The organism is Shewanella septentrionalis (assembly GCF_025370265.1).
Classification (GTDB): domain Bacteria; phylum Pseudomonadota; class Gammaproteobacteria; order Enterobacterales; family Shewanellaceae; genus Shewanella; species Shewanella hafniensis.
Genome location: NZ_JAMTCC010000020.1, coordinates 86,213 through 102,266 on the forward strand (window position 1 = coordinate 86,213; position 16,054 = coordinate 102,266).

General features: G+C 46.0%; 14 protein-coding genes. 9 read left to right on the forward strand and 5 right to left on the reverse strand.

What is annotated here, in order from left to right:
• Nucleotides 1–52 precede the first annotated feature (52 nt).
• Together NE536_RS13005 and NE536_RS13010 are read left to right on the forward strand one after the other, a co-directional pair.
• A complete protein-coding gene (locus NE536_RS13005; RefSeq protein ID WP_261272946.1) occupies nt 53–1,591 on the forward strand; it encodes a tetratricopeptide repeat protein in 1,539 nt (512 codons plus the stop codon).
• A gap of 217 nt (nt 1,592–1,808) precedes the next feature.
• On the forward strand, nt 1,809–2,597 hold the full coding sequence (locus NE536_RS13010; protein WP_261272947.1) for a substrate-binding periplasmic protein: 789 nt from the start codon (nt 1,809–1,811) through the stop codon (nt 2,595–2,597).
• Nucleotides 2,598–2,618: 21 nt separating this feature from the next.
• On the opposite strand, the gene NE536_RS13015 is transcribed toward NE536_RS13010, so the two are convergent.
• On the reverse strand, nt 2,619–3,458 hold the full coding sequence (locus NE536_RS13015; protein WP_261272948.1) for a LysR family transcriptional regulator: 840 nt from the start codon (nt 3,456–3,458) through the stop codon (nt 2,619–2,621).
• A gap of 190 nt (nt 3,459–3,648) precedes the next feature.
• Here NE536_RS13015 and NE536_RS13020 point away from each other — a divergent pair, with 190 nt between their 5' ends.
• From NE536_RS13020 to NE536_RS13040, 5 genes are all read left to right on the forward strand, one after another.
• Nucleotides 3,649–4,380 (forward strand): SDR family oxidoreductase, encoded by a 732-nt coding sequence (locus NE536_RS13020; RefSeq protein ID WP_261272949.1) that lies wholly within the window; start codon nt 3,649–3,651, stop codon nt 4,378–4,380.
• Nucleotides 4,381–4,867: 487 nt separating this feature from the next.
• Nucleotides 4,868–5,203 (forward strand): c-type cytochrome, encoded by a 336-nt coding sequence (locus NE536_RS13025; protein WP_261272950.1) that lies wholly within the window; start codon nt 4,868–4,870, stop codon nt 5,201–5,203.
• Nucleotides 5,204–5,395: 192 nt separating this feature from the next.
• On the forward strand, nt 5,396–7,120 hold the full coding sequence (locus NE536_RS13030) for a DUF3373 domain-containing protein (RefSeq protein WP_261272951.1): 1,725 nt from the start codon (nt 5,396–5,398) through the stop codon (nt 7,118–7,120).
• A gap of 55 nt (nt 7,121–7,175) precedes the next feature.
• On the forward strand, nt 7,176–8,564 hold the full coding sequence (locus tag NE536_RS13035) for a tetrathionate reductase family octaheme c-type cytochrome (RefSeq protein ID WP_261272952.1): 1,389 nt from the start codon (nt 7,176–7,178) through the stop codon (nt 8,562–8,564).
• A gap of 239 nt (nt 8,565–8,803) precedes the next feature.
• A complete protein-coding gene (locus NE536_RS13040; protein ID WP_261272953.1) occupies nt 8,804–9,964 on the forward strand; it encodes a putative sulfate/molybdate transporter in 1,161 nt (386 codons plus the stop codon).
• 120 nt (nt 9,965–10,084) lie between these two features.
• Here NE536_RS13040 and NE536_RS13045 read toward each other — a convergent pair whose 3' ends face one another.
• From NE536_RS13045 to NE536_RS13055, 3 genes are read right to left on the reverse strand one after another with little or no spacing between them, the layout of a single operon-like run.
• Nucleotides 10,085–11,077, reverse strand: coding sequence for a polysaccharide deacetylase family protein (locus NE536_RS13045; protein ID WP_006087074.1), 993 nt, complete (start codon nt 11,075–11,077; stop codon nt 10,085–10,087).
• Complete coding sequence (locus NE536_RS13050) at nt 11,074–11,712, reverse strand: ester cyclase (protein ID WP_261272954.1); 639 nt, start codon at nt 11,710–11,712, stop codon at nt 11,074–11,076. Before NE536_RS13050 ends, NE536_RS13045 begins: the two co-directional genes overlap by 4 nt.
• Complete coding sequence (locus NE536_RS13055; RefSeq protein WP_261272955.1) at nt 11,712–12,848, reverse strand: alkene reductase; 1,137 nt, start codon at nt 12,846–12,848, stop codon at nt 11,712–11,714. The genes NE536_RS13050 and NE536_RS13055 overlap by 1 nt, the downstream gene beginning before the upstream one ends.
• A gap of 111 nt (nt 12,849–12,959) precedes the next feature.
• On the opposite strand from NE536_RS13055, the gene NE536_RS13060 reads away from it, so the two are divergent.
• The gene (locus NE536_RS13060) at nt 12,960–13,871 is read left to right on the forward strand and encodes a LysR family transcriptional regulator (RefSeq protein ID WP_261272956.1); all 912 of its coding nucleotides are present in this window, start codon (nt 12,960–12,962) and stop codon (nt 13,869–13,871) included.
• 408 nt (nt 13,872–14,279) lie between these two features.
• On the forward strand, nt 14,280–15,107 hold the full coding sequence (locus tag NE536_RS13065) for a hypothetical protein (protein ID WP_261272957.1): 828 nt from the start codon (nt 14,280–14,282) through the stop codon (nt 15,105–15,107).
• Between the two features lie 40 nt (nt 15,108–15,147).
• Here NE536_RS13065 and NE536_RS13070 read toward each other — a convergent pair.
• On the reverse strand, nt 15,148–16,054 hold a 907-nt coding region (locus tag NE536_RS13070), incomplete at its 5' end, for an IS3-like element ISSba5 family transposase (RefSeq protein WP_261272958.1).

Genomic DNA, 16,054 nt, shown 5'->3' on the forward strand with positions numbered 1-16,054 from the left:
TGTAAAAACTTACGTTTACTACACTCCCAAATATCGATAGTGATGGACTACTATGTTGTTGATACTCATAATTATTGCTTTTATTGTACTGTTTATTTTTTTCGCTAAATATCAAAAAAAACAAGCTCAAGCCGAAGCGCTTGCCGCAGGAGAGCCCAATGCGCTACTCCATCATGGCATCGCACTGATTAATAAAAATCAAGTGGAAGCTGGCTTAGATTTTATTCATCAAGCCGTGGATAAAGGGCTGGCCGTTGCGGCTATCACCCTTGCCGAATTATATTCGGGCCGATTCCCACAAATCCCCGCCGATCCCAAGGCATCTAACGATTGGTATAAAAAAGCGGCCGAACTCGATGCCCAATACTTATCACTGTTAACGCTATCGAATTTGCTTTCGCCTGAGGCGCAAACTCGGGAAGATCTAGAAATGCTGGAGGCTCAGCTCAAACCCAATGCTGAAGCAGGCGATGCCACGTTTCAGTATGAACTTGGGCTTTTATATGAAAGGCAGCCTCTACTCGATCCAGATGCGACTCAAGCCATTAATTGGTTTGAAAAAGCCGCAGCCCAACAACATCCAGATGCCGATTACCACCTAGGGGCGCTTTATTGGCATGATGGACGCGTTACTTCGGACTATTCCAAAGCACGGGAATACTTTGAAAAATCCGCCGCCGCTGGTGATGAATTAGCAAAAGATGATCTAGGGCATATGCTTGCCGCAGGCCAAGGTGGACCTAAAGATTTAGCTCGCGCAGAGGCATTACTTAGCGAGCGCGCCGCAGACGATGATTTCCGCCAGTATTATCTTGGTAAACGTTTCCTCTACGGTGAAGATTTTGCTGTCGACTATGACAAGGCGCGCCATTGGTTAAGCCAATCTGTAGCTAGAGGTAATGACTTCGCTAAGATTGAATTTGCTCATCTTTTACTGAAAGCGCCACAAAATGAAAGTGATTACCAACAGGCTAAAATTGACTTTGAAGAATTCGCACTTAAGTGGAATGAAGACGCACTGCTAGGCCTAGGCAAGATTTATGAGCAAGGTTTAGGCGTGAGTCGCCAACCGATTAAAGCGTTAATGTATTACCAGCTCGCGGCCATGAGCAATAGAGCCGATCATCTAAAAGAATTAGCCAGATTCAGTCAGCAACTAGGCACCTTAGAGATAAGAGAGGCCGAGCGGCTGCGTGACAGTTTCTTGCATCAGTATCCAATCCCCGCTGAGCAACAACAATATTTTTATGCCTATAAGGCTGAATCATTTTTAAGTGGTGAAAAACCCACTCAAGAGGCTCTACAGGCAGCAGAAACTTGGTTCATCAAATCGGCAGAGCTAGGTAATGAAATTGCGATGCGGGAACTGGTCAATATTTACAGCGCGGAGCGATTAAACAAGCCAGTACAAGTGTTTATTTGGTCTAGTTTATTGCTACGTCATTTTGGTAAATACGGGATGAATAGCGCTCAGTTGCTCTATCAAACCAGCGCTAAATCTTGCTTAACAGAATCCGAACTTGCCTACGCCGAAACCCAAATTGAGGCCATTGAAACCCAATTTATGCCCTATCTTGAGTCAGAAAGGTAAGTTTAGTCCCAAAAAGGTTTGGCCAAATTAAATAAGCCAAACCTTTTAGTGGCAAAATAGAGTGCATTTATAAATCCTTAAAAAGCACAGTAGATATATAAGCACTACAATCATTGTATTCACTAAACCTGTACGGCTAAATGACTAGACATAAAACCTAGTCGGATTAACTGTCCAGCCCGATAATTAAAACTGACCATTTTAATAGGCAAGATGAATGAGGCTGATACTGACCATTGTCATTTCATGCTTATTTCTGTCCCAAGCGAAGGCAGAAACTTCTGCTGTTGTCTGGCAAGCACACTGCCGCGATAGGCATCCTGTTATTTATGTCGAAAAGGGTGAGTGTAAAGGCCCAGGTGCTGCGGTGATCAATCAAGTCATCACCCGCCTAGGTCACAAGGTAAATTGGAGTAATGTGCCTTGGGCACGCACGATTAAAGTCGCCGAAACGGGACAAGTCGACCTCATTCCCGTCCATTCGATGACACCCGAGCGTAAGGATTTTCTAGACCCTATGCTGTTGGGCTACGACAAACGCTACGTCTATTACTTTGCGCTTGCGAATCGACAGCTTGAGGTCAAACATTTCGATGAATTAAAACCCCATATCATTGGCGCACTCAGAGGCGCTTTTTACTGTCCGCAGTTCAATGACAATCAAAACCAACTAAAAGTGTCTTTTGTTAATGATAACGGTCAGTTAATCAATATGTTGAAGGCTGGACGTATCGATTTAGCCATCACCTCCGAACAACATGAAATGCAATTCTTTGCTAACGATCCCCAGCTTAAGCAAATGGAATACGTCGACATCAGCAAGAACGGCCGTTACTTCAGCATTCCGCTCATGTCGCCGCTGCATCAATATGCCAAGCAAGTTCACCAGATAGTCAACGATATGCGCACCTCAGGTGAAATCACTCGGCTATTTGAGTCCTATGGCGTCGAGCCTCCGCTTAATCTCACTGAATCGCCCTTAGCGACTCACTGTTCTGAATACTGATAACCCAAAACTAACTTGGAATTAATTCGCGCGTGCGGCTAAATGCCGTAACAAGGCTGCCAGCGTTGGCGCAATCGTCTGATGGGACGGGTAACACAGACCAATACGACGAAACATTCTCGAACCATCAAATTTTACTTGCTTGAGTCTAGGCTCATCCTCAATTAAACCATCAGGCAAAAAACTCACGCCAAATCCAGCCAACACCAGCGACATCACGAGAGACTTAGATTCGGCCTTAGCGACTAAATTGAGCGACATATTGCTGCACGCCAGTAAACCTATCGTCTGCTGATGAGCTTCACAGGGTGGACACTCGATAAAGTCAAAACCATTTAGCTGCTCGGGGCGTAGGCTATCGACTTGGGCGAGGGCATGCTCCTTGGGGACGCACAGCACATAATCTTCTTCCCACAGCGGGAAAAACACTTCATCTTCATGGCGTAAACTGTCGATAGTTAAACGACAATCTGCGGGGCTTTGATAATCCACCAGCTCCAGATCTAGCTTCTCAATGGCTTGATTCACCTGCTGTAAAAAACCCGCCAAACGCCGCTGACTGAGATCTGGCATCACAGCCAAACGTAGCTTTTGTCGGCTCGCCTTCGCCATAAACAGACCCGGCAATTTACTCGCCTCCTCGACTAATTTAACCGCCAAAGGATACAAATAATGGGCGCTATCTAAGGGTTTAACGCCTTTCTTACTACGCTCAAATAGCTGGCCGCCTAACTCTTCTTCCAATTGCTTTAAGCCAGCTGACAGTGAAGGCTGGCTCACAAAGCAACGGTTAGCCGCTGCGGTAATATTGTTCTCTTCAAAAATTGCGATAAAGAAACGCAGTAAACGTAAATCAACCATTTTATCTTCTCCGACAACGGCAAATTAAGTACAAAGCTCGATAATAGTGTCATAGGCTGAGACTATCATATCCAGCTGGAATAAGTATTTTTCGGCTAAAAATCCCCAGCCTATACTGATTGCCAACTTAAAGACGCCGAACAACAGTTTGTTTACGGCTCAGATTGGCTTCAATTAATAGGAAATACTAATGAATCAAGTTACTAAATCACTGGTTGTCATCACGGGCGCTTCATCGGGTATTGGCGCCGCTATGGCCAAAAGTTTTAGCGCCGCAGGCCACCCACTGTTATTACTGGCACGCCGGGTTGAAGCAATGCAAGCACTTGAATTACCTAACAGCCTCTCTATCAGCGTCGATGTCACCGACACTGTAGCCATTAAAATCGCCATAACTCAAGCAGAAGCACAATTTGGCCCTGTCGGCTGTCTTATCAATAACGCGGGTGTGATGTTGCTGGGTCAGATCGATGTGCAAGATCCTAACGAATGGAGCCGCATGCTCAATATCAATGTGATGGGCGTGCTTAATGGCATTCATGCGGTATTAGCCGACATGAAAGCTCGCAAAACTGGCACTATCATTAATATCAGCTCAGTGGCGGGGCGTAAAACCTTTCCAAACCACGCTGCTTACTGCGCCACTAAATTTGCCGTGCACGCCTTAACAGAAAACATTCGTGAAGAAGTCGCCATGGATGACGTACGCCTTATCACTATCGCCCCAGGCGCAGTAGAAACTGAGTTGCTAAGTCATACCACCAGCGATGACATTAAAGCCGGTTACCATGACTGGAAAGAAGAAATGGGCGGCGTTATCGCGCCTGAAAACGTCGCCGCTGCCGCACTGTTTGCATGGCAACAACCGCAAAATGTGTGCGTACGCGAAATCGTTTTAGCGCCAACACGCCAGCAGCCTTAATCCGTCTCGAGTCCGTATTCGCCTAGACTGTTTAGGCGAATACGGTTCAGAAACACTCATCAACCCAAGCCAAAAACTAAAAATGTCAGATCATGCTCTAGCATTTGTAGCTTAGTGCCACATCCCGCAACCATCTCGCTAATTTTAAAATAGCTACTTTAGTTAATGCATATTTTACAAAGTGTTAGCTAAATCACAGTCGCTTTTGGCGTGTTAAGTACCAAACACGACAAGTAAAATCGTCATGACTAATTTAGCCAAAAATCAACCTATTGGTTTTACTGAAATAAAAATAGCGTAAACCGCGACAAAACACAGTCAATTAGATTTTTATCAATGAATTTTTTATCAATTAGATTTTTTTAATGGAAGTGATACACCTCAAATTTACTCACTGTGGTTTTTGATAAATTTGTTCACAAGGCGGAATCAATAAAAACACTTCGCCAACAAAGTTATACAAATGGCCACAAAAGTAAGGAATGAGATGATGAAAACATTAACCAAGATAGCAATAGCAATAGCAATGGCCGTAATAGGCAGCTTAGGTATCAATGCCTACGCAGCAGACGGTGGTAACCCAAAGAAAGGTAAACATTTATACAAAAAAGAATGTAAAGCCTGCCATAGCCAAGGTGGCGAAGGCGGTGAACTTACCCCTATGACCAAGACAATGAGCCAATGGGATCGCTTCTTTGATAAAGATAAGCACAAACTCAAACCAGAGGTATTCAACGGCTTCACAGAACAAGACCTCAAGGACATACAGCAATTTTTGTATGACCACGCCGCCGACTCAGACCAACCACAAACCTGCGGCTGATCTCTGCCCATTTAACGGCCTAAGGCAATGCTAGAAAGCAGCCCTGCAACTGCGACCTAAATCATTGACTTAAAAATTTAAAACCCAATGCGAGAAAAAATGGGGAAACACCTCAGGGACTCCTATTGGGTAAATTTGGCGAAATGCTTCTTAGCGAGATAGCGCCAACAAAAAAACTCAGGGAGAAACCTTATGCGTACCCTTATCTCAATACTCGTTGCTAATGCCTTGTTTATGTCGGGCCAAGCCCTTGCTGCACCGAACGATGTGCAAAATGAAACGCAAAAAATTACCGAACTTAAACAACAGCTTGCCGATATTACCGAGCAATTGGATGACCTTAATAATCGCGTAGATAAAACAGAGCGACACACATCATTAGATCGTCTTGAAATTACAGGTGATTTCCGCACTAAAGCCCATTCATTGCATTTCCAAGATGTGGTTTGGAGCCCTGCGATGAAGGTTAACTTCAACGACTTTGGCGCCAAAGCTATGTCGGGCGCCTTTGGCATGCCCAACGATCTAAATTCGCCTCTTGGCAAAATGATGCAAGCCAATCCAGACCTTGCCGCCGCCTTCCAAAATGGCATGTTGCAGGGCGTGATGCCCTATGTGCTCGCCCCCAAAAGCGTACAAGACATAGATAACGACATCTACTACACCACTCGACTGCGCCTCAACCTTAAGGCAAAAGTATGGGATAACGTCAGCTTTGCTGGCCGTCTCAGTATGTTCAAAAACTGGGGCGACTCCACAGGAGTGCAAGTGTTTGACTCTTGGCGATCTTTCACTATGGATGGCACCAGCAGCGGCAATACCAGTGGCGACTGGTTGCGGGTCGAACGCGCCTATTTTGACTGGAAAAAAATCAACGGCTCCGAGTTTTATCTCTCCATTGGCCGTCGCCCTTCCACCTATGGCCCACCAAGCCACTACCGTGAAAACGAGCTACGTGGCGGCACGCCTTCAGGCCATTTAGTTAACTTCAACTTCGATGGCGCCACCTTAGGTTATAACCTAGGGGAAATCACCGGGGTAGAAGGGCAAGTTGTCCGTTTTTGTTACGGCCAAGGCTTTGAATCACAATGGGGCAATGGCGAAATGTTTGGTGACATAGTCACTAAAGATACCCACCTCGGTGGTTTTAATATCGATGCCATCAACGATGGCACCAACTTCCTCCAGTTCACCCTGTTTGGCGCTAAAGATGTGAATGACGGCTTTAAAGGCACTATGGCCTTTCCGACCCAGCTTGCGGGCATTTTTGCTCCGACCATGTACCAAGATATGCAAAAGTTCGACAATTTTAACTTTGTTACCCGAGTACAACCCAGCGGTGTGATTGGTGACATGTACCTAGGCGGGATTGGCTTTGCGCGTGAAGAAGCAAACGATATTAAATGGTTTGCCTCACTCGGCTGGACTCGCGCCGAGCCCAATGGCAACGCAGGTATGTTTGGTGGCATGTTATCCGACGCTATCTTCGAGGCTGAGTTAAATAGCACTGGCACTGAGATCATCATGGTGCCTAAAACCAGTGACGATAGTGATACCAAAGACGGTTACGGCATTTATGTCGGCGTACAAATTCCTGCACCCTACGGCAAGTTTGGTCTGGAATATAACTATGGTTCTAAATATTGGACACCCTTCACCCAAGCCCAAGACGACCCTATCGGTAGCAAACTTGCCACCCGTGGTCATGTGGCCGAAGCCTATTATATCTTTGATATCAATCCAAAAATGTTTATCAAACTGGCCGGGCTTTACTACGACTATGAATACACAGGTAGCGGCACACCAGTGGGTGCTCCGCAAAAAATTGATGATGTGTTAGCAGGTTCGGCTTACTCCATGTTGCCAGTGGTCGATACCGCCTTCGACATGAACGCCTCACTCACAATTAACTTCTAATCCGTCATAAATAACAGCTATCAGCCCTCGGTCAAGCCGAGGGTGGGAGTAAAAAATGAGAAGACTCTTACTTATTGCCTTGGCGGGTATGACATTAAATACCTATGCCGCTAATCCCCATAAAGAGGTGCTCGAGGGCCCCTTTGCGACGGGTACGCAAGTCACGGCACAATGTTTAGTATGCCATGAAGACCAAGCCACAGACGTTATGAAAACCTCCCACTGGACTTGGGAGTTAGAACAAAAGCTGCCCGACAGAACCGTACTTAGGGGCAAAAAGAACAGTATCAATAACTTCTGCACCTCAATTTCAGGCAACGAACCTCGCTGTACCAGCTGCCATGCTGGCTACGGCTGGAAAGATAACGACTTTGATTTTAAAGATAAAACTAAAGTCGATTGCCTTGTCTGCCACGATACGACTGGAACTTATGTAAAAGATCCTGCAGGCGCGGGCGAGCCAATGGCAAAACTCGACTTAGCTAAAATCGCCCAAAATGTCGGTAAGCCCGTTCGCGACAACTGCGGCAGTTGCCACTTCTATGGCGGAGGTGGCGATGCGGTGAAACATGGCGATCTTGACTCTTCCATCTCTTACCCAGACAAAGCGACCGATGTACACATGGATAGCGACGGTAATGACTTTCAATGTCAGAACTGCCACACCACTGAAAAACATCAGATATCGGGCAATGCGATGGGCGTATCCCCTGGCGGTATTGACCATATTGGTTGTGAAAACTGCCACGACAGCGCACCGCACAGCAATAAGAAGCTCAACACTCATACGGCAACGGTTGCCTGTCAAACCTGCCATATCCCTTACTTTGCTAAGAATGAACCCACCAAAATGCGTTGGGATTGGTCAACCGCAGGCGAGGATAAACCAGAAGCCGTTGATCAATACGGCAAACACACCTACCAGAAGAAAAAAGGCAATTTTGTCTGGGAGAAAATGGTTAAACCCCAATACGCTTGGTATAACGGTACAGCCAATGCGTACATGACTGGCGACAAAATGGACCCGAATGCCATCACAAAACTCACCTACCCCATAGGCGATATCAATGATGCAAAAGCGAAAATTTATCCCTTTAAAGTTCACACTGGTAAGCAAATTTACGACAAAAAACTCAATATCTTTGTGACCGCTAAAGTCTATGGCAAAGGCGGTTACTGGAGCGATTTCGATTGGAGCTTAGCTGCCAAACTTGGAATGGAAGCCAACCCGACTATGGTAGAAAAAGGCCTGAAATACAGTGGCGAATATGGCTTTGCTGAAACAGAAATGTGGTGGCGTATCAACCATATGGTTTCACCTAAAGCACAAGCCTTAAATTGCAACGACTGCCATAACAAAGGCTCAAGACTCGATTGGCAAGCCCTAGGTTATCAAGGTGACCCAATGAAAACTAAACAAGGACCGAAACATAAACAGCCTTAACTAGCCCGTTCCCTGCAATACCCTTTGAGATCTTAGTGTTTCACTAAGATCTCTTTTTTATGATGTTGCCACTCTGGCACAAACACAGACATTTAGACTCAGCCATTTCTCAGCCTTGCCCCAGTTTGTCTCACTGAGTGACGCCGTACGGTAGTTTGACTCTGTCTATCCGCCAAATCATCTGATTTTTATGGCATTTATTTTGCGTAGTCATAACGTGTTCAATTGCGGCAACCTATATGACCTCGGGCAAAATCCCCCAAACTGTATCCCATCTTTCATTCAACCGTTTACTCGGTGAAACCAGTGGCGCCTTCGCCGACTTAGGTACTTTTTTGCCTTTAGTATTAGGGCTGATTGCCCTCAATCAATTTTCGCCCCAAGGGATATTTTTGGGGTTTGGTCTATTCGCCATTCTAAGCGCGCTGTTTTATCGCCGCCCCATTCCCATACAACCGATGAAAGTCATTGCGGCCCTCGTCATAGCCCAAGGCTTAACGCCAGGAATGCTCCAAGCCAGTGCCATGTTGATGGGCGTAATCCTGCTAATATTGGCCTTTAGCGGCGCCATTACTTGGTTAGCCAAACAGTTATCCCAAGCTGTGAGTGTCGGCATTCAATTAGCGATTGGTCTGCAACTCATGTGGATGGGCGCTAAGATGATGAGTGAGTTTTGGCTGCTTGGGGTGGGCGCTTTTATCCTGTTATTTATCAGTAAGTTTTTACCGCTGCGTTATCTTGCCATGCCCTTAGTCATAGCGGCAGGGATGATTTGGCAGGCCAATACACAAACTAATCTAGCCACTAACTTTGATATCCAAGCCATGACAGCGCCATTTCAGTTAGCTTGGCCGACCTCTATTGAGTGGACTTCCGCCGCCATTTTATTAGTGCTACCACAACTGGCATTAACCTTAACCAATGCGGTGATTGCCACCTCTGTAATGGCACAGGAGAAGTTCCCCGAAGATGCCGCCAAACTCACACCCAAAAACTTCGCCATTAGCTCAGGTCTTGCCAACTTATTGCTCGCGCCCTTTGGTGCCTCGGCCATGTGCCACGGTGCGGGCGGACTTGCGGTGCAATACCATTTTGGCGCTCGCACTTATCTGGCGCCGTTAATTTTTGGCAGTACGTGCTTAATGATAGCCCTGTGCTGGGGTACTAATATCGCTTGGCTATTAAGCCTTATTCCTATGGCAATCCTCGGCAGTTTACTGACCACTGCGGGGCTACAATTAGCATGGTCGAAACGCTTAATCGATGGTAAGCCCTTCTGTATCTTTGTGATTTTATCAACCGCTGTGACTTGCCTCGCTATCAACGCCGCTGCGGGACTTGCCGTGGGGATCATTCTGGAGCAAGGTCGCCGCACTTGGGCCATGTTCGCCACGCGTTAATCGCTTCCGACCCGCAGTAATAAGGTTCCCAAAATCAAACAGCGCGTTAAACAACGCGCTTTTTGTTAACCATTCAAACCTCTTCCAACTGCCATCAACGAGAGCAAGAGTTATAGCAGGCTAAAAGGTTCTTGCAGGATTGGTCGGTGTGTCCTTTTGCGCCAGCGCCCATTTAGCAATGGCATCTTTACGCATAAAGCCTACGTTAGTGTGACCTTTAGCGTACTGAATAAACTTATCTAAAGCGGTCACCAATCCAGGAGCGCCACCAATACGGTCATGCACACTGATCGACATCATCCGTCGCTGCGTCGAACCTTCTTGATAGAGCATATCGAACTCATCCTTTAGTTCCTGCAAAAAGGCCGCGGCAGTCATAGCAGTATTGCCACCAAAACGGCCGATATCATTGTTACGTAAAGTGTAAGGCACAACTGCAAAGGGCTTATTTCCTACAGGGATAATTGAAGGCTCGTCCCGCGATAGGTCATCGATGTGATAAATAAAACCTAAGTCCTGCAAAATATTGAGGGTTTGAGTGCTGTGGCGCATCCAAAAGGCATTAAAACCTAAGGGGCGCTGACCTGTGATCCTTTGCAGCGTCTCAATACTCGCCACATAGGAGGCGCGTTCCTCTGCTGGCGACATGCTGTATTGTGGCGTCCATGTTTGTCCGTGGCCCGAAATCTCATGCCCCTCATCTGCAACTTGTTTGGCAAGCTGAGGATGTAGCTCAGCGGCGCGCCCAACCATGTGAGAAGTCACCTTGATATTGTGCTTACGCCACAGACGCAGCAGCCTTGGAATGCCTTCGTTCATACCGTAGTCGTACCAAGTCGGGGTGATGGTATCTGGATAGCCCTTTTCCATCGGCGGAAACGGCCCTTCGGCATTTTTATCTTGAGCACCTGCTTCAAACTGCATTGAGATTGAAATCACTAACTGCTCACCACTTGGCCAAAATATTTTGTTCATACCACTGCCACCTGAACTTTTGGAGTCATTTTCTAAGGTATCTAATGAGGGTAAACCAATAGCAAGCGCCGTTTGGCTTAGGCCGAACCCAGCAGCGATGGCGCCACCTGCCATTAAAAATCGTCGACGTTGATTCATGATTGAGTCCCTGCAGCTAATTGAGAAAATAGCGTTTGATAATCTTCGAGGTGCCAGTTATCTGTGATGAAACCATCCCGTACTCTATACATGTCAACAGCACGAAAATCGATTTTCTGCCCCTGGCCTTGTTGCTCACCAAAGACACCAGTAAAACGGCCATTAAAACGCAGCCGCACCACTGCACGATCGCCAACTATTAGCAAATGCTCAACTGAAACAGAGAGATCGGGGACCGCTGCCCTAAATGCCTTTGAGGCTTCGAGTGGCCCCGTGATTCCCTGTGCGCGGCCAGCGGGCAGAGTACGGTCGATAAACCCAGTCGCCAATGCGCCGTGGGCAAAACTTGCATCGCCCGTGTGCCAAAAACTGGCATATAACAAAGCGGCGCGGGCGATAGCTTGTACCTGCGGTGATTCATCAGAAATTGTTTCCATTGCCGCCACTTTTGGCACTAACGCCGCTCGCACTTTAGCACTATCCTGTGTTGTTGCCCCTTGAGCGGCTAACGCATCCATGCTCAGACTTGCTAAGCTAAAACCCACAATTACGATACCAATAACGCCTGAAAACCATAAGCTTAGACTGAGCCATGCGGGATATCGCTGCACAGATAAACGGTTAACCCTATCCATTATGCCACCTCATCGTCATCCGAACGGATGACGGCTCTCAATGCTTCGTTGTGTGTAGGATAATCGGTATAACCCGCCGCACTGCCGCCAAACAAGGGCCCTTTGTCGAATGCAGATAAAGGCAATTGATGCATTAAACGGTAAGGCAAATCAGGATTCGCAATAAAAGGTCGACCGAAGGCAACTAAGTCCGCATAACCGTTATCAATCACTTCATTGGCACGCGCCACATCATAGCGACCCGCAACAATAATGCTGTCCTTAAAGACTCTGCGCAGCTCGACTCTAAAGGATTCTGGCACCTTGGGCGCATCATCCCAATCCGCCTCTGAAAGATGTAAATATGCCACGCCCAATGCCGATAAATGCTTAGCCGCTAACAGAATAGTGTCTACAATTTCAGGACACGCCATATCTTTAAACGTCACGTAAGGGGCGAGGCGAACCCCGACTTTATTGGCACCAATTTTCGCACTCACGGCTTGGACAATTTCGAGTAAAAAACGAATGCGATTTTCCTGAGAACCGCCGTAGGCATCAGTTCTGTGGTTTGAATTGGTGCGTAAAAACTGGTCAATCAGATAACCATTGCCGCCGTGAATTTCGATGCCATCAAAACCCGCCGCAACCGCATTCACACCCGCCTGTGCAAAATCGGCCACAACGCGGTCGATATCCGCTTGCACCATAGCCTTAGGTTCTGGGCAATCCACCATTTGCCCTTCAGGATGCGCTTCATCCACAATCCATACTTTAGTACCAACGGGCGCAATGGCCGATGGCGCAATAGGGGCATTACCTTGCTGAAAAATCGGGTGCGATACACGGCCAACATGCCAAATTTGATTGAAGATTTTACCACCAGCCTGATGCACTGCCGCTGTGACTTTTTTCCAGCCCTCAATTTGCTCAGCGGTATACACGCCCGGCGTAAATGAATAACCTTGGCTGTCATCGGAGATTTGTGTCGCTTCTGTGATGATTAACCCCGCCGAGGCGCGCTGGGCATAATATTGCGCCATCAGATCATTAGGAATATTGCCTGGCTGCGTAGTACGCGCCCGAGTCATAGGGGCCATCACAATGCGATTGTTTAATGCCAGTGACGCTAATTTATAAGACATGAATAGACTCATACACACTCCGAACCAGAAATTAAGATGAAACATCAGTGGTGCAATTGTGCATTAGTTAATCTATATTGATAATCAGGCTATTATTAAAATCATTTTCAAAAATAATTTGATATGTATCATTTAAACGATCTGCAATTAGCGCTGCGTATCGCAGCCTTAGAGAGTCTCTCGGCAGCCAGTAAAGAAATAGGCATGACGCCGGCAGCGGCAAGTGCCGCGCTGCAAAGATTAGAGAAAAAGCTAGGATGTCAGCTATTTGCTCGCTCGACGCGGCGCTTACAGCTCACAGAAGAAGGGCGGATTTTTCTCGATTCGGCGAAACCCGCACTGGTGATTCTCGAAACCGCCAGCGCCAATTTAGCCGAACACAGGGGTGAGCTTAAGGGCGAAGTACGCCTCGCGTTACCTTCGGATATTGGTCGCAGCCAGATCCGTGCTTGGCTCGATGAATTAATGGACAGCGCCCCAGAACTGACAGTGCAGCTGTATTTTGGCGATCATATGACAGACTTAATCGACCAAAATATCCATTTGGCTTTGCGCTATGGCCAGCTTGACGACTCAAACCTTAAAAGGCGTCAGCTCGCCATGACCCCAAGGGTACTGGTCGCCTCACCCGCTTATCTGGCACAACACGGCACACCAAGCACGCTAAATGAACTTAGCCAACACGCAGTACTGATCTTAAATCGCGGCGGTGAGCCGTGGCAGAAATGGAAGTTAAGTCATAACGGCGCACCCGTTGAAATCGAAGTCAGGGGCCAACGTTTCTGTAACGATGGCGCAGTGATCCGCGACTGGGCACTCTCAGGTCGTGGAATTGCCTATAAGAGTTGGCTCGATGTGGCGCAAGATGTGACCGAAGGCAGACTCAACCTAGTGCTAGCCGATAAAATAGCCCCGCCGATCCCACTGCAATTGGTATACCTACAAACCGATTATCCCAGCCATAAGATCCGTCGCACCATAGAGTTTTTAGTAGAAAAGCTCAGCCAGTTCTCCCAAAACTATCCACTGCCCTAAATTACAAACGTCCAAAGTATCCTAATAGAAAACCACGATAAACAAGTGGTCATGTGAAGAAAATAACCACCATCAAGTCGTTGCTAGATGATAGAAAACTAAAAGTAAATATGCCTTATAGGTTTAATGTCGTTGAGATGATGTAGTACCTGTGTCAACCAAAATGTAAGGCCAGAATACTCGAAATCAACGTCACTAATAATGCAAACGTAATGATAAAGCTAAAACGATATCAAGCAATTACCACCAAAGTTGTATAAAAACCACTACTCTATCAAAACAAATTCCTATAGCATCATTCACACCAATTAACATCGTCGTAGTAGCCAAGTCGAACAAGTAATTTATGTCTCGCAAACAACGCTACACATTAATACTCAAACGTTAAGTGAAAGCATAAATTCAAATATGGATAAGAAAGCGAAGAAAATATTATTCTCCACCTACTGGAAGAATGGATGGATAGACTCAAAAGATAGACTCTTATCTGATGGAGATTTTGAGTACGCAAAGTCACAAGGATTGATGTTTGATCCGATTTCGATTTCTCACGATGACTGCATAGATACCATTGCAAAAGTAGTAAAAATAATATCCAGAGCACAAATTGCTAAAGGTTTTTTAAGTAGCCTGACAACTCGCCGCTTAGACTTAAGATCTTCTTTATCATCCTATTCAATTGCCAAAAATATCCCAGAGCATAAATATACACCCGTTATATCCGGCACTTCATATTCCGACGGAAAACCAACTTCACACTCCTACACCTGCGGTGTATGCCGAGACTGCAAATACGGGATAAGGGGTAGTCACAACTATAACAACACAGATATAAACGTATTGAATTTCGAGCGTATCAAATGGGGTGGTGTCCGTCATGGCGATATTTTATATACATATTTTGACTTAAACCAATTTATAAATAAGGATATACCTGACCCAACTGATGAAGACTTAAATTGTTTCAAAGAAATATTAAACACTATCGAAAGTTCGGAACCTACTGATTATCCCAGTGCTCTTGAAAAAAGATTGGCTAAGGTCGTAAAGTCCAGTAAAGCAGAAAGGCAGGTATTAATAGAGATTTTAGCCAGTATTGGAGTGTTACGACCAAGGAGCTACAATCGCCCTTCTAAAGGCAAAAATGACTGGGTGTTCGCTGAGTATTGGCGAGGTGAAGATAAATACTGCCATAAAACTGTCGATGAATATTTTGGTAAATATCTACAGTTATGAATGAAGTGGATCAGAGGTCAAGCGATGGCTTTATATATGGTCAAGTAAAATTGGCCACGGTTTTAGAGTCATTCCAATATAAACGTTCTGACTCATTTGGCGTTAACCCACCATTATATTGATGGGGTCTGGTCTCACTGTAATATCCAGTGATGTAATTTGTGATCTCTTTATCTGCTTCTGTAAAATTCCCATAACCACTTGCGGGTATCCACTCAGATTTCAAACTTCTAAAGAAACGCTCCATTGGTGCGTTATCCCAACAATTCCCGCGACGACTCATACTTTGCTCAATCTGAAGACGCCATATTAATTGTCTGAATTTCAAGCTCGTGTAATGTGAACCTTGATCGCTGTGATATATCACATTCTCAGGCTTACCCCTTAACTCAAATGCCATTTTCAAAGCTTTACAGGTCAGCTCACTATCTGGTGATAATGACAAAGCCCATCCAACAGGTTTGCGGGAAAATAAGTCTAAAACAACAGCTAGATAGGCCCAACGATTACCGACCCAAACATACGTCACGTCGCCACACCACACTTGATCTGGTTGAGTTACTGCAAACTGTCGATTAAGCGTATTGGGGATTGCAACATGCTCTTGTGTCGCTTTTCTATAAGAATGCTTAGGCTGCTGACAGCTTAATAACCCAAGCTTTTTCATTAGATTACGGGCTCGATAACGACTGAGACCAATCCCTTTGTTAGTCACTAATTGCGCTATCGTTCGCGCACCGGCAGAGCCATGACTAATACGATGTGCAGCCTTCACTTCACTGCATAAAATAGTAAAGTCTGCATCAATATGTTCTTTTCTTTTTAGCCAATACTTATAGCTACTTCGATGCACTTTGAATGCATTACAAATTGTGAGAATAGAGTGGCTCTGCTTGAGTGCGCTGATTAGCGTAAATTGTTCATCGAGTCTGACATCAAGAGAGCGG